A 15,270-nucleotide genomic window follows, 5' to 3' on the forward strand; every position below is an offset into this window, starting at 1 on the left:
CGAAGAGCCCTAATGGGGGCTGCGGCCGAAGGTGATGCGGTAGTCGCAGAGCCCCGAACACGTGAACACGCTGGTGGCGTCGTCGTTGACGTAGGAGTAGGCGAACGGCTCGGCACGCTTGAACACGGCGGCCGAGTCGATCGGCCACTGCGCGGGCACGCACTTGGGCCGGGGCGCCCACTCCCCCCGGCAGCAGGTCTGGTCGGTGTTCAGGGCGACGCACGCGCTCCGGCAGGCGACCACGGCGCCCCCGTGGGTCACCCGCAACCTCGCCGGGCAGGTCGCGTTCGTATCCTGCGTGCATCCCGCCGCGACGCAGCCGGTCGAGCTGATCTTGTCTGGCGTACGGCCGCCCGTGTGGTTGATGTACATCGGCAGGTTCGAGCCGTCCACCAGGCTGACGTCGTAGAAGTCCATGCCGCGCCAGGCGTTCAGGTTGAACTCGGCCAGCGTGGCCGGCAGCGCGCCCCAGTGACTGCCGCACTGGAAGCGCCCGCCGCAGTCTCCGGTCACGCAGTGCGTATGACCCGAGCAGCCGGTACGCGCCCAGACCCGGGCGTCCCAGTGGTCCGGCAGGACGACGCTGACCTTGCCGCCCGGCGGCAGCCGCCAGCCGGTCGCCTTGATGGGATGCTTCGGGTCGGCCGCCACGGCGGGCCAGATGGTACGGGCCGTACGGTTGACCATCGTCAGCAGCCGCTGTCCCGCTCGGCGGTTCGGCTTCGGAGCCGTACGCGGCCGGGCCGACCGGAGCGACGGAGTCAGCGTCGGCGACGGACTCGGCGCCGAGGCCGAAGCCGAAGCCGAGGCCGAGGCCGAGGGGACGATCGGCGCGCCCGCCGCGGGTCTGGAGTTCGACGCGGCCCGCTCCCCTGTGAACGGCCCGGCCAGCAGCAGGGCGGCGACGAGACCGAGCCCGCAGGCACAGGCGGCGAGAACGAGGGTACGTCGAGAGCTCTTGAGATGCACGGAATCCTCCAGTCAGTGCGACCGCAGGCCCTGGAAGGCCCTGCCGACGGTGGTCGGGGTGCCCGACTCGGTGAACAGGCCGGTGCCACTGCCCTTCGTGGCCGGCAGGGCGAACCACGCATAGCGTTCGACGCCATGAAGGCCCGCGAGCATCGTCGTCGACGCCCTGAGGAAGGCGGCCTGCTGCGCCTGGGACGGATACACCGAGGTCGCCCCAAAGCGGATCAGCGCGTACTCGGTCAGCCAGATCGGCTTGTGGTAGCGCGCGTACACCGCCTGCACGTACTGCCGCAGCTGGCCGACCGCGCGCGAGGAGTCGAAGTCCGACCCGTACCAGTGCAGCGTGATGAAGTCGACCCGGTAGTGGCGCGCGGCGGCGCCGCGCATGAACTTGTCGAGCCAGCCGCCGGCGGTGGCGCCGTTCGCCGCGACCGCCGGGCTGCCGAGCCGCATCCCGGTCGCCGTCAGCTTCGGCCAGAGCGCCAGCGCCTGAGACGGTGACATGTTCGACTGCGCGGTCATGTCGGGCTCGTTGAAGCCCAGGAGCGTACGGCCCCGCGCCTTGGCCTGGGCGAGCGTCGCCGCGGTGACCGAGCGGGACCCCCAGATCATCGGCACGTACTCCACACCGCCCGGCTTGGTGATCCCCGAGCTGCCGGCCGCCCAGTCGTAGTACCAGCAGGCTCCCGACGCGCGCAGCGCCGGACCCGCCGCGCCGAACTTCCAGGTGGCGACACCCTTCATGCACGAACCGGCGGCGGCGCGTACGGCCGGCGGGTGGCCCTTGGGGATCAGTGCGGGCGCGGTCGGGGTGGGGGTACGCGCCGGATCGGGAGCGGCGGCGGACGAGGACGCCGCGGTGGGTCCCGTCGCGGCGGCGGGCCGTTCACCACCGCCCCGGCCGAGCGTGGCGAGGCCCACCAGGCCCGCGACGGCGCCGGCGGCGAGAGGCACGGCGATCAGGGCCTTCGCGGAAAGATGCGGAGCGGCGTGCCGGGTACGGACGACGCCCGGCCCGAACGCGCCCGGCAGACTCGCGTGCGCGAAGGAGGTAGGCACCGGGACGAGCGGCAGCGAGGCCAGCAGCCGTTCGGCCGGGATCAGGTCCGACGAGCGGGCCGAACAGCCGGCGCAGTCGCGGATGTGCCGGGCCAGGCGCTTGCGCCACAGTGGCGCCGGCCTGCCGTCCCAGTCCGTCAGGAGCGCCGTCAGCCCGGCGCACTCCCCCGGGTCGGCCAGGACGCGCACCACGGCGCGCCCGGTGTCGAGCCGCTCCTTCATCCGCTGCACCCGCACCGCGACGTGCTGCCGCGGCAGTTCGAGCGCGGCTGCCAGGTCCGCACGTTCGAGCCGGCCGCCCTCCTCCAGCCACCACAGCGCCAGCAGCTCCCGGTCGTCGTCGTCGAGCCACCGGGTCGCCTCGGCGATCTCCTTGCGCTGGCCGGACAGGCTGAGCCGCAGGATCGTCACCTCGGCGAAGTCGGCGTCCGGATCGGCGACGTCGGGAACGTCCTCGAGCGGCGTGAGACGCGCACGTGACCGGTGGTAGTCGCGGATCTGGTGGATCGCCACCGCGACCAGCCAGGACCGGAAGGCGGCCGGCTTCCGTAGCGCGGAGACGCCGCGCAGCGTCCGCAGGACCGTCTCCTGCACGACGTCGTCCACGTCCGGGTGGCCGTTCAGCGCCCGGCCGACGATGTTGTAGAGCAACGGGAGGCAACCCGACGCGAGGTCCGCGAGCGCTCGCTGATCACCACGCTGCGCCGCGCGTACCGTTCTGACACTGGGCAGGGGGTTTGCCACCACGGCACTGGACTCTCTCACAATCAGGAGACGCGGCCACAGGTCACCCGATAACACTTTTCTCGCCCGAATATCGCCGGCACGCTCATGGCCGGTCGTTCCGTGACCGTCCGCCTACCTTGCGTTCCTCGACTCTCCGAGCCCGGACGCCCGCCGCATGCGCACGGCCGGAGTCGGCCGATCCGTTCGCGATAAATACGCTCGCGCGCCATTTCATCGCGATGGTCCCACCACCATCATGGTGGCCGACACAAAACGGTCATCGGAGGATCTCTTGCGCGTCCATGTCTTGTCCGGGCTGACGAGGGCGACCGCGGGTGTCGCCGTCTGCGGCCTCGCGCTCGCCACGCTGGTCGCCGGGGGCGACACGGCGGCGTCCGCCACACCGGCGACGTCCGTGGTGGTCAACGAGGTGTACGGCGGCGGCGGAAACTCCGGCGCGACCTACACCAATGACTTCGTCGAGCTCACCAACCGCGGCGACGCCGCCGTGAGTCTCGACGGCTGGTCGGTCCAGTACCACCCCGGCGGTGCGACCGGCACCTGGCAGGTCACCACGCTGAGCGGCTCGCTCGCGCCCGGCGGCTTCTACCTGGTCGGCGAGGCCAAGGGCACGGGCGGCACGCAGGCCCTGCCCACGACGCAGGCCACCGGGAACATCGCCATGTCCGGCACCGCCGGCACGATCGCCCTGGTCCACGACACCGCGGCGCTGACCTGCGCGGACCCGGCGGCCTGCCAGAGTGCCTCCGTGGACCTCGTCGGCTACGGCACCGCCGCGCTCAGCGAGACCGCTCCGGCGGCGGGCGCGTCCAACACCGCGTCGGTGCAGCGGAGTGACAAGGCGGACAGCGACGACAACTCCGCCGACTTCAGCGCCGCGGACCCGACGCCCGGCGCCGCGAACGCCGGCGGCGACGGAGGAGGCGGCGGTGGCGGTGGCGGCGAGCCCGGTCCGCTGCGCATCCACGACATCCAGGGCACCAGCTGGATCTCGCCGCAGAACGGCCAGCACGTCACCAACGTGCCCGGGATCGTCACGGCCATCCGGCCTGCGGGCAGCAGCCGGGGGTACTGGATCCAGGACCCGGCCCCGGACACGAACCCGGCCACCAGCGAGGGCCTGTTCGTCTTCAGCTCCTCGCCGGGCGTGGCGGTGGGCGACTCCGTCCTGGTCTCGGGCACGGTCAAGGACTTCTATCCGCTGTCGAGCGGCGACACGGTGGAGAACACCTCCAACCTGTCGGTGACCGAGCTGAACAGCCCGGTCGTCAGCGTGCTCTCCCACGGCAACGCACTGCCGGATGCCGAGGTCCTCACGCCGACCACGGTTCCCGGCAAGTACGCCCCGGACCTCGGGGGCACCGACATCGAGTCCACGCCGATCACCCCGGCACGCTCGGCCCTGGACTTCTGGGAGTCACGGGAGGGCATGCGGGTGCAGGTCGACGACGCCCGCGCGGTCGGCCCGTCCAACGACTTCGGTGAGCAGTACGTCACGACGAAGCCGGCGCAGAACCCCTCCTACCGCGGTGGCACCGAGCTGCTCGCGGAGAACGCCGTACCCTCCGGCCGCATCGAGGTCACCACCGCGGACGGCAGCGACCCCGGCGTCTCGGTCGGCGACGTGTTCACCGGCGCGACGGCCGGCCCGGTCGACTACTCCCAGTTCGGCGGTTACACGATCGCCGCGACGCAGGTCGGCACCGTCAAGCACAGGAACCTGCCGCCCGTCGTCGCCACGCCGCAGGACCGCAAGCAGCTCGCGGTGGCGACGTACAACGTGGAGAACCTCGCGCCCGGCGACCCCGCCGACAAGTACACCAAGCTCGCGCAGGGCGTCGTCACCAACCTGGCCAAGCCCGACATCGTGGCGGTCGAGGAGGTGCAGGACAACACCGGCGCCACCGACGACGGCGTGGTCGCGGCCGACCAGACGCTGACCAAGCTGACCGCGGCGATCGTCGCGGCGGGCGGCCCGAAGTACGACTGGCGTGAGATCGACCCGGTCAACGACCAGGACGGCGGACAGCCCGGCGGCAACATCCGGGTCGTCTACCTGTTCAACCCGGCACGGGTGTCGTTCGTGGACCGCGGGTCGTCGTCGGTCGACCGCTCCACCACCCCGACGTCGGTCGAGAAGCTCCACGGGAAGCCCGCTCTCACCCTGTCCCCGGGACGGATCGACCCGGCGAGCACGGTGTGGAACGCCAGCCGCAAGCCGCTCGCGGGCGAGTTCCGGTTCCGGAACAAGCCGGTGTTCGTCATCGCGAACCACTTCGACTCCAAGCTCGGTGACCAGAACGCGGACGGCCGCTTCCAGTACCCCGCCCAGTCGTCGGCGGTGCAGCGCGCGGGCCAGGCCAAGGAGGTCCACGACTTCGTCCAGCGGATCCAGAAGGTGGACAAGAAGGCCGATGTCGTCGTGCTCGGCGACCTGAACGACTACCAGTTCAGCCCGGCGCTCGCGACGCTGCGGACCGGGAACGCCGGCGGGCACGGCAGGCCGATCCTGACCGACCTGATCAGCACGCTCCCGCGCAACGAGCAGTACACCTACGTGTTCGACGGCCTCTCCGAGGTGCTCGACCACATCCTGGTGACCCCGGCCGTACGCGGCGTGCGGTACCAGGTGATCCACATCAACGCCGAGTACACCGACCAGACGAGCGACCACGACCCACAGGTGCTCCGGATGACCCCGTAACCCACGGCGTACGGCGGCGGGCGGGAGCTCCTCCCGCCCGCCGCCGTCGCGAAGGCCGTACGTCAGCCTCGGGGCAGCACCTGCGACATCACGGACGGCAGGGCGAACCAGTCGCACGACACGATGCTCGCGTGGGCCTTGGCAAGCTGGGCCACCCGGTCCTTGGCGTCCGCCACCGACGGGTTCGTGTCGCTGAGAGCCGGTGGCACGTTGTGCGCGTCGGTCATGGTGAGCAGGTAGTGGTTGGTGTCGTAGAAGGAGGTGTCGACGCCGCTCACATAAGAGGCGGCGTCGCCGTCGAAGAGAACGAACCACGGCCGGATGCTCGTGTCGGCGTACTGCGTGCGCGGGTCGCCGCCGGTCGCGCCGAGTACGGCCGGGAACGTCGTGGCGGTGGCGATGTTGCCGGCGGCCTTGAGGTTCTTCAGGTAGGTCGCGTACTCCACGTCGGTGTGCAGCCTGTCGGTCGGGTTGCCCAGCTCGACCGTGCCGGGGATGACGTACAGGATGACCTTGCCGGCCAGCGCCGAACGGCTCGGCCAGGCGTTCGCCTTGGCGGCCTCGTCGAGGGTCGCGTGGCCGCCGAGCAGGTCGGCGGGCCTGTACAGGGTGTTCCCGAGGTGGGCGTTCACCTCCGCGTCGAACCCGGCGGGGCCCATCCCGTAATTGTTCTGGAAGCCGGCCTTCAGCTCCACCTTGACAAAGATCGGGCCCTGCGTGGGGTGCGCGGTGAGCCAGTACTTGATGTCGTCGAGACAGGACCCGAGGTCCTTGTTGGCGCTGCCCGTGTAGATGTCGGAAGGGCTGGACGCGTTGACGCAGTTGTTGTCATTGCTGGTCGGCTTGTCGTGGCTGACCTTCCATTCGCGGGTGAAGATGTCGTCCCAGGCGTCCAGCTCGATCATGGACGCGCCGGTGTCGAGGCCCTGGGCCAGGTACGGGAAGTCGGCCTTGACGTAGGCGTTGTGGAGGCCCACGACGCTGGACTGGGCCACGGATGTGGCGTCCGCGGCGGCCGGCCGCGTCTGGGTGACGGACAGCGCGGGTACCGCCAGCGCGGCGGCGGTCACCGCGCACAGGCGAACACGGTTGGACAGCATGGAGCCTCCAGAAGCCAGTGGTGAATCGCGGGGTTGATTCACGCACCGGGACGCTAAACCGCCGGGCCTGGGAAGAGGAAGAACTCCCGGATGAACGATTGGCTATCGATTGTTGACAGCGGTCAGGATGCGGCGGACAGGTTTCTGTAAGAGCCGAGAGCGCCGTGCGGCGAACCCGGAGGGCCTCGGGTCGCACCGATGGGCGCGCCGGCACGTCAGATCTGTGAGAAGGCGTGGATCCGGCGGACGGGGTGCCCATGATGGACGACATGAACACCCGTGAGCGGATCGGCCATCTGCACGACTACCTGAGCGCGCTCGCCCAGGAGGTCCACGCGAAGCCCGTCCGGCATGTCGGGGACTACGAGGTGCCGGTCGCGCCGTCCGAGGTGCCGTCCCATCCCTCCGTACGGCTCGGCGCCGCCGCCGGGCAGGCATGGCTCCGGGTGGGCAAGACGCCAAAGCCTCTGCCCCCGGCCGTACCGGACGCCCTGGCACCGCTCCTGAGTGATGTGACCCTCGACGATCCGTTCGCCGCGCCGCGGCCCGAGGATCCCGCGCTCGCCGCCTGGCTGGCCGAGGTCTGGGAGCCCTGGGCGAATGACGCGCGGCCCGCGGCCGCCGCGCGGCGCCTGTACGAGACGCTGTTCCGGCTCCGGCAGCGGATGCGCAACGACGAGGCGACCCACGAGCTGGTGTGGGGACACGGCGTTCTCGGGTGGAGCTTCGCCGGTCGGCAGATCTGCCATCCGCTGCTGATCAGCCGCGTGCGCGTCACGTTCGACGACGAGTCCGGGGACCTCTCAGTCGTCCCGGACGGCCTGCCCGCGCTGGAGCTCGACTGCCTGCAGGGGCTCGGTGTGCCCGACCTCGGCCGGCTCGGCCGCATCGGCGAGGAGCTGGCGGCCGAGCCCGTCGACGTCTGGGCGGAGGAGGCACGTGCGCTCTACCGAAGGATCGTGGCACCCCTGGGGCTGGACGACCGGCTCGACGAGGGCCCGGAGCTGCCCGAGACCTCCGACGCGCCGGTCATCGCGGACACCTGGCGGCTGGTGGTCCGCAGACGTCGCGTGATGTTCGGACGGTTCTTCGAGCAGCTGAAGCTGTCGATGGCGGACCGGGCGACGCTGCCGGCGCCGATGGTCGCGCTCGCGGGCGGCGAGACCGCCGGACGGGACGCCGAGGACTGGGCGCCGGTCGCCGACCGGTTCCTGCTTCCGCTGGCCGCCAATGCCGAGCAGGAACAGATCGTCCGCAAACTCGCCACGCACAGCGGCGTCACCGTACAGGGCCCGCCCGGCACCGGAAAGAGCCACACGATCGCGAACCTGGTGTCCCATCTGGTGGCCCACGGCAAGCGTGTGCTGGTCACCGCGCACAAGGACCAGGCGCTGACCGTGCTCCGCGACAAGATCCCGGCCGACCTGCGCGACCTCTCCCTCGCCGTGCTCGGCTCCTCCTCGGCCCACCTCACCGAGCTGCAGCGGTCCGTACAGGCCATCACGTCGGCGGCCGACGGCGTGGACGAGGAACAGGAGACACGAGCGGTCGCGGCGCTCCGTACCCGCCTCGACGAGGTAGAGGCCGAGGTGCTGCTGCTGCGCAAACGCCTCCGGCACGGGCTCGAACGCGAACAGGAGGTCCTGGAGATCGCCGGTCATCCGCGCCGCGCCGCCGAGGTCGCCGACTGGCTGGTCCAGCACCAGGACGCCCTGGGCCGGATCCCCGACACCCTCACGCCCGAGACGGCCTGCCCGCTGACCGCCGCCGAGCTCGCGGAGCTGTTCTCCCTGATCCACCGGATCGGCGCGGACGACACGATCGCCTGCACCCCCGATCTTCCGTCCGCGGGCGACCTCCCGTCCGCCGAACGCCTCGCACGGGACGCCGAGGAGGTACGGCGCCTCGCGGGCGTCCTGGCGGGCCACGACCTCGCGCGGATCGACGAGATCGGCGACGCGGAGCTGGGCCGTCTGGCCGACGACACCGGCCGCGCCGCCGCACACCTGGCCGGTCTGGAGGACGACTGGCTGGTCCGGCTGCGCGCGCAGGTCGTCCAGGACCGGCAGTGGCTCGACCTGTGGGGCGGCCACACCGAGCGGCTGCGCCAGGACTCCCATCAGTGCGCACTGCTGCGCGCCACGATCGCCGGCTCCCGTGTCGAGGTGCCCGGCCGCACGTACCGCGAGACGCTCGGGCTGCTCGACCAGCTCGGCCGTCGCTACGCCGAGAACAAGAAGGTCTCCTCACTCGTCAACCGCGACCTCGCGCAGTTCGTACGGGAGGTGAGCGTCGACGGCGAGCCGCCGCAGACCGTGGAGGACGTCGACAAGATCGCCGCGCACGTACGCCTGCGGAGGCTCCGCGAGGCGCTCGCCCAGCTGTGGGCCGACGAGTTCGTGGCGGCGCTGTCGGCGCCGCCCGTACCCCCGGGCATCGCGGCCGTGGAGATCTGGATCGACGAGCGGGCCCAGCAGATCGCCGACGCCGTGCGATGGGAGACCGCCGGGTGGCCGCGGCTGCGCGAGCGCGTCGCGTACGTGGTCCACGCCCCCGCCGGTCCCTCGGCCGATGACCTGCACGGGCTCGCGGGCGTCCTGGACGGTCTGCGCGCCCGGCAGCGTCAGCGCGCGCTGCAGACCGATCTGACCCGCCTCGGCGAGTGGCTGTCCTCGGCACGCGCGCGGCCCGAGGCGAGCTCGCTGTGGGGCGACCTGCTCGACGCGCTCACCACCTCGGACTGGGAGCGCTGGGACGCCGCGGTGGCGCGCGCGGCGCGGCTGGGCGCGCTGCGCCCGGAGGTCGTACGCCTCGCCGCGCTGTACGACCGGCTCGGGGCGGTGGCGCCGCGGTGGGCGGAGCTGGTCCGCGAGAGCGGCGGCGACCCGCTCCGGTGCGGCGACCCGGCCCGTCTGGACCTGCTGTGGCGGTGGCGGCAGGCCGAGACCTGGCTTTCGGGCGTCATCGGGGACGACGACGTCGCCGAGGTGCAGCGGCGGCTCGACGGCGCGCAGGAGGAGCAGCGGCGGCTCACGCTGGAGCTGACCCGCCGGTCGGCCTGGCTCGCGATGAAGCACAACCTGGACCACACCCAGCGGCAGGCGCTGGTCGGCTGGCTCCAGACGCTCCGCAAGATCGGCAAGGGCACCGGCGCCGCGGCGAACAAGTGGCGCGCCGAGGCCCAGCGCCTGATGCCGCACGCCATGGGCGCGGTGCCCGTCTGGATCATGCCGTACTACCGGGTCGTGGAGTCGTTCGACCCTTCGGTGGCGCCGCCGTTCGACGTCGTGATCGTCGACGAGAGCAGCCAGTGCGACACGTTCGCGCTCGGCCTGCTGGGACTCGGCGCCAAGATCGTCGTGGTGGGCGACGACAAGCAGATCAGCCCGTCCGCGATCGGCACCGAACGCGACCGGGTCGACGAGCTCATCCGCACGCACCTGGGCGACTTCCCGCACGCGCTGCTGCTGGACCTGGAGTCGAGCCTGTACGACGCGTCGGCCCGGCTGTTCCCCGGGGTCGTACGCCTGCGCGAGCACTTCCGCTGCCTGCCGCAGATCATCGAGTTCTCCTCCCAGCACTACTACGCCGGCGAGATCCAGCCGCTGCGCGAGGAGACCTCACGGCTGCCGGGCCCCGTCGTACGCGCGGTGTACGTCCCGGACGGCGTGCGCCAGGACCTGGCGATCGGCAACGTCAACGAGGCGGAGGCCCGTGCCCTGGTCGACCAGCTGGTCCAGTGCTGCGCCGACCCCGCGTACGAGGGCCGTTCGATGGGCGTGATCTCGATGCTGGGCACCAGCCGGCAGGCGGCCCACATCGACGCCGCGCTGCTGCACAAGCTGGGCCCGGAGGAGTACGAGGCGCGCCGGCTTCGGTGCGGCGACGCGTACAGCTTCCAGGGCGACGAACGCGACGTCGTCTTCATCAGCGTCGTGGCGGACGACGCACGCAGCGCTGCCACGTCGCGGCTGTACGAACAGCGGACGAACGTCGCGGCCAGCCGCGCCCGCGACCAGATGTGGGTCTTCCACAGCGTCCGGCCCGATGAGCTCCACCCGGAGGACCAGCGCGCCAAACTGATCAGGTACGCCGCGGACGGGCAGCGCTCCCCTGACCTGGCCCGCGACCTGGAGTCCCGCTGCGAGTCCGACTTCGAACGCCGCGTCCTGCGCCTGCTGCTGGCGCGCGGCTACCGGGTGACTCCCCAGCATCCGGTGGGCAGCCTGCGCATCGACCTGGTCGTACGCGGCGGCGGCCGCAAACTCGCCGTCGAGTGCGACGGCGACAAGTACCACGGCCCGGACCAGTGGGAGCACGACCTACGCCGCCAGCTGGTCCTCGAACGCCTCGGCTGGCGCTTCTGGCGCGTCCGCGGCAGCGCCTTCTACCGCGACCCCGAGTCGGCGATGGCGACCCTGTGGCCGCTGCTCGACGAGCTGGGCATCGTGCCCTGACGCCTTGGCCTGCTCAGGGCTGCCGCGCCGCCTGTTCGTCCGCGACCTGGATGATCGTCTTCCCGGACGTGCGGCGGTGGCGGGCGAACGCGGAGGCCGTCTCGGAGAGTGGTCGCACGGCGCCGACGATGGTTTTGAGCCGTCCGGCCCGGACGCGCTCGGCGAGGTCGATCAGCCGGGCGCGGTCGGGTTCGACGACGAAGAAGACGGCTCGCCCGTCCTTGGGTCGCACCGTGGGTGGCATGGCGATGGTGACGAGGGTGCCGCCCGGCCGTACGAGCTCGGCCGATCGCTCGAGGATGGCGCCGCCGATGACGTCGAAGACCACGTCCACCTCGCCGGCGTCCCGCAGATCTTCGGCGTCCAGGTCGAGGAAGGTCTGCGCGCCGAGGCCGAGCGCGACGTCGCGGTCGTCGGCTCGGCCGGTGCCGATCACGCGGGCGCCTGCCTCCCGCGCGAGCTGGACGGCGATCGAGCCGACACCGCCCGCGGCGCCGTGAATGAGGACGGTCTGGCCGGTCGTCAGGTGGGCGTGGTCGAAAAGTCCCTGCCACGCGGTCAGTCCGGAGATGGGCAGCGCGGCGGCGACCGTGTGGTCGATGTCGGCCGCGAGGGGTGCGAGGTTGCGCGCCTCCACCGCGGTGTACTCGGCCAGGGATCCGTTGCGGGTCCAGTCGGCCAGTCCGAACACCCGCTGGCCCACGGTGAGGCCGGTGGTTCCGTAGCCGAGCTCGACCACGGCTCCGGACAGCTCGTGCCCGGGGATGCTGGGTGTACGGTCGCGGCCGGCGCGATCGGTCCACGTCGCCGGCCAGTCGAGCTCTCCGGGGGTGAAGCCCGCGGCGTGCACGCGCACGATGACGTCGTTCTCCGCGGCGTGGGGGTAGGGCATGTCCGTCAGGGTGAGGCCGCCGACACCCGCGTCACGGTCTCGTACGGTGATCGCTCGCATGCTCGAATCCTCTCAGGGACATCATCGCGTGGCCCTACGAGGGTCAGCTCGGCCAGGGTGAGCCGACGATGCGCTCGACCGTCGTCGTGCGCCGGAAGCCGGGGATGAAGTGTTCGAGCACGTCGGAGTTCACGGTGCCGTTCGTGGTCTCGGGGCGGTCCTTGAGCCCGTCGACGTAGGCGCGCAGGAACGCGTTCTTGAAGTCCCCTCGCGGGTGGACGGCGAGGATCTCGTCCAGCAGCTCGTGTTCCAGACCGTCCAGGCCGAAGCCGACCACGTCGGTCAGGACGCCGAGGTGCGTGGTCGCGATCTCCGGGGCCATCCGGCCGGGGACGCCCGGCGTGGTGTGCAGCGCGATCGCCGTCCAGACGGTCTCGGCCGCGGCCGCCGGGAAACCCCGGTCCAGGAGGAACCTGCGCGCGTGGTCGGCGCCGTCGACCTCGAAGCGCTGCTCGGCATCGGAAAAGGGAGTCAGGAGGCCGCTGTCGTGGAACATGGCCGCCAGGTAGAGCAGCTCCGGGTCGGGTCGCACGCCGAGCCTGTGAGCGTGGATCAGGCCGAAAAAGAAAACCCGCCGGGAGTGGTGGTAGATGAGAGGGCTGGTCGTCTCCTGGATGAACCTGGTCGCCTCGGCGACCGCCGCCGTCTCAGGAACCTCCAGCCCCGCGATGACCTCTGGCATGGCCTCTGACTTCCGGGAAGTGGATCGTGTGTCCGACTTCCATGCTGCCCGCTGAGCGCCGTTCGGCACACCTAGCCGATGCGGCCACCGGGGACATAGCCGTCGTCGAGCGCTGAGGCGGTCTGGACCAGGGGTCTGCGGGACCTGAGCGTTCGTGATCAGAGGTCGGCCAGCTTTTTGTGCAGGAAGGCCCGTTCGCGCTCGTTCCCGACGAGTTCGAGCGCGTTCCGATAGGCCGTTGCCGCCTCTGCGGTCCGGCCGAGTTTGCGCAGGAGATCCGCCCGTGCCGCCGGGAGGAGGTAATAGTCCCGCAGTGCGTGTCCGTCCAGCGCGTCCAGTGCTGTGAGACCGGCCTGCGGGCCGTCGCGCATCGCGACGGCCACCGCCCGGTTGAGCTCGACCACTGGCGACGGGGACACTCGTGCCAGCACGTCGTAGAGGGCCACGATCTGCGGCCAGTCGGTCGTGGCGACGTCGGGCGCCTCGGCGTGGATGGCCGCGATCGCCGCCTGGATCGCGTACGGCCCGGAGCGGGGCCCGCACAGGGCGGTGACGACCAGGTCGCGTCCCTCGGCGATGTGGTCGGCGTTCCATCGCCCGCGGTCCTGGTCCTCGAGCGAGACGAGCTCTCCCTCCGCGTCGACGCGGGCCGCGCGGCGGGCGTCGACCAGCAGCAGCAGAGCGAGCAGCCCGCTCACCTCGGGTTCGGCGGGCAGCAGCCGGTGCAGGATCCGGGTGAGCCGGATCGCCTCGTCGGTGAGATCGGCACGCACCAGGTCCTCGCCCACGCTGGCCGTGTAGCCCTCGGTGAAGATCAGGTAGATGACACGCAGCACGCCGGTCAGGCGCCCGGCCAGCTCGTCGGCCTCGGGCACGCGGAACGGGATTCGCGCGCTCGAGATCTTGCGCTTGGCCCGTACGATCCGCTGCGCCATCGTGGCCTCCGGCACCAGAAAGGCCCGCGCCACCTCCGAGGCGGACAGCCCCGCAAGGCACCGCAGCGTCAGCGCGATCTGGGCCTCGATCGACAGCGCGGGATGGCAGCAGGTGAAAAGCAGGCGCAGCCGTTCGTCGGGGACGTCGCCGGTCTCCCACTCGGGTACCGCCGGGACGAGATGCTGCGCCTCGACGTGCATGATCGCGAGCCGGGCCGCGTAGGCCTTGTCCCGCCGCAACCGGTCCACGGCCTTGCGCCGCGCGGTCGTGAGCAACCAGGCCACAGGTGCCGACGGCACACCGTCGACGGGCCAGCGCTCCAGCGCGGCCTCGATCGCGTCGGATGTGACGTCCTCTGCGAGGTCGAGGTCGCCGAACTGGCGCACGAGCATGCCGAGCAGCCGACCCCGCTCCTCCCGGAACACCGCCTCGACGGAGCCGGCCGCTCGTCTGCCGGTCATGACAGGCCGAAGTCCTGGATCGGGCGTACCTCGACGCGCCAGGCCCGTGCCCCGGGGCAACGGGCAGCCCAGTCGATCGCCGTATCGAGATCGGGAAGGTCGAGGATGTAGTACCCGCCGAGGTACTCCCGGGTTTCGGCGAAGGGTCCGTCGGTGATGATGCGGTCCCCGGTCCTGCCCACCTGGACGGAGGTGGCGGTCTCGAAGGAGTCCAGCACGTTGCTGTCGACCATGACGCCGGCGTCACAGACGGCCTTGTGATAGCCCATGAACGCCTCCATGAGGCCCTGGTCGGCCTCGGCCGTCAGCGGATCGGAGTCCTGGCTACCGATGATCAGCAGCATGTACTTCACGGTGATCTCCTCATCTCATCTGTCGTCTTCGTGCGTGCCCGCGGTGCGGCACATCGAGATGACGAATGGTGGGGCCGCGAATCGACAGCCCGCCAGAGGATTTCTTCAGGCCCGTTCGGGCCACGCTCACGGGATCCTGCGCCTCGTACGACTGTACGTGCAGGGCGACGAATCGATCAGAGCCGCCACGACGCACCGGCACCGGAGATCATGTAGCCACCCCGGACAAGATCAAGTCACACTCACCGAGATATAGACTGACCTGCTCGGATTTCGCCTTGCAGGATCGATCAGGGTTACGGGGACAGGGATGCCGACTCACGAGTGGACCATGGCCGGCGATGAGTACGGCTCGCCTCCGCGCCCCAGGCGGAAGACTCGCCCGATCGTCGCCCTGGGCGTGCTGGGGTTCCTGGGACTGGTCACCGCGCTCTTCTTGATCGGTGTGCCGGGAGGGAGTACCCCGTCCCTCGGCCCGAAGAACTACCGGACCAGCGTCGACTGCCAGGTGAACACCGTCGGATCGCGGGGCACGGTGACCATCAGCGGCACGATCACCGGCGACGCTGCGCGTTACTCGGTCACCGTCGAGGTTCTGGATTCGGCCTCGCAGCAGAGGATCGGCGTTCAGACCTTCGAGGTTCGCGGCACGACCACCTTCGGAGGAACCACCGAGGCGCAAGCTCCCATTGGATCCGCAGGCATCGAATGCAAGATCACCAAGGTGGCCTAGCCGATTGCCCATGGGCCAGCGTCTGCCACGGTGGATATCCGCAGGCAGTCGCCTGTCCGGCGTTCACGCACCCCACGGAAACCCCTGCTTTGCGCATCTATTGACATAGATCAACCC

10 protein-coding genes and 1 pseudogene are annotated in these 15,270 nt (G+C 71.0%); 4 read left to right on the forward strand and 7 right to left on the reverse strand.

What is annotated here, in order from left to right; all coding sequences use genetic code 11:
• Positions 1-9 precede the first annotated feature (9 nt).
• Together FB559_RS39265 and FB559_RS39270 are read right to left on the reverse strand one after the other, a co-directional pair.
• Positions 10-969, reverse strand: coding sequence for a thaumatin family protein (locus tag FB559_RS39265; RefSeq protein WP_141962671.1), 960 nt, complete (start codon positions 967-969; stop codon positions 10-12).
• A 12-nt stretch (positions 970-981) separates the two neighbouring features.
• Positions 982-2,775 (reverse strand): sigma-70 family RNA polymerase sigma factor, encoded by a 1,794-nt coding sequence (locus FB559_RS39270; protein WP_141962672.1) that lies wholly within the window; start codon positions 2,773-2,775, stop codon positions 982-984.
• A 235-nt stretch (positions 2,776-3,010) separates the two neighbouring features.
• Between FB559_RS39270 and FB559_RS46960 the strand changes: the two are divergent.
• Positions 3,011-3,529, forward strand: a pseudogene (locus FB559_RS46960) (lamin tail domain-containing protein); the annotation flags it as partial.
• A 393-nt stretch (positions 3,530-3,922) separates the two neighbouring features.
• Positions 3,923-5,479, forward strand: coding sequence for an endonuclease/exonuclease/phosphatase family protein (locus tag FB559_RS39275; protein ID WP_483902906.1), 1,557 nt, complete (start codon positions 3,923-3,925; stop codon positions 5,477-5,479).
• 62 nt (positions 5,480-5,541) lie between these two features.
• Here the strand turns inward: FB559_RS39275 and FB559_RS39280 are convergent, their stop codons facing one another.
• Entirely contained in the window at positions 5,542-6,579 is a 1,038-nt protein-coding gene (locus tag FB559_RS39280) for a phosphatidylinositol-specific phospholipase C domain-containing protein (protein ID WP_141962674.1), read from the reverse strand.
• A gap of 269 nt (positions 6,580-6,848) precedes the next feature.
• Between FB559_RS39280 and FB559_RS39285 the strand changes: the two genes are divergently transcribed.
• Positions 6,849-11,036, forward strand: a complete 4,188-nt coding sequence (locus tag FB559_RS39285; protein WP_141962675.1) for an AAA domain-containing protein — start codon at positions 6,849-6,851, stop codon at positions 11,034-11,036.
• Between the two features lie 13 nt (positions 11,037-11,049).
• On the opposite strand, the gene FB559_RS39290 is transcribed toward FB559_RS39285, so the two are convergent.
• The 4 genes from FB559_RS39290 to FB559_RS39305 form a co-directional block, all read right to left on the reverse strand.
• A complete protein-coding gene (locus tag FB559_RS39290; RefSeq protein WP_141962676.1) occupies positions 11,050-11,988 on the reverse strand; it encodes an NADP-dependent oxidoreductase in 939 nt (312 codons plus the stop codon).
• Positions 11,989-12,031: 43 nt separating this feature from the next.
• Positions 12,032-12,670: an HD domain-containing protein gene (locus FB559_RS39295; RefSeq protein ID WP_141962677.1), complete on the reverse strand. Its 639-nt coding sequence runs from the start codon at positions 12,668-12,670 to the stop codon at positions 12,032-12,034.
• Between the two features lie 158 nt (positions 12,671-12,828).
• Entirely contained in the window at positions 12,829-14,067 is a 1,239-nt protein-coding gene (locus tag FB559_RS39300) for an RNA polymerase sigma factor (protein WP_141962678.1), read from the reverse strand.
• Entirely contained in the window at positions 14,064-14,411 is a 348-nt protein-coding gene (locus FB559_RS39305) for a YciI family protein (RefSeq protein WP_246122902.1), read from the reverse strand. The genes FB559_RS39300 and FB559_RS39305 overlap by 4 nt, the downstream gene beginning before the upstream one ends.
• 340 nt (positions 14,412-14,751) lie before the next feature.
• Here FB559_RS39305 and FB559_RS39310 point away from each other — a divergent pair, with 340 nt between their 5' ends.
• Positions 14,752-15,153 carry a hypothetical protein gene (locus FB559_RS39310; protein ID WP_141962680.1) on the forward strand — a complete coding sequence of 134 codons (402 nt, stop codon included), beginning with the start codon at positions 14,752-14,754 and terminating at the stop codon, positions 15,151-15,153.
• Positions 15,154-15,270: the final 117 nt, after the last annotated feature.

It is taken from the genome of Actinoallomurus bryophytorum, from assembly GCF_006716425.1.
In the GTDB taxonomy this organism is placed as follows: domain Bacteria; phylum Actinomycetota; class Actinomycetes; order Streptosporangiales; family Streptosporangiaceae; genus Actinoallomurus; species Actinoallomurus bryophytorum.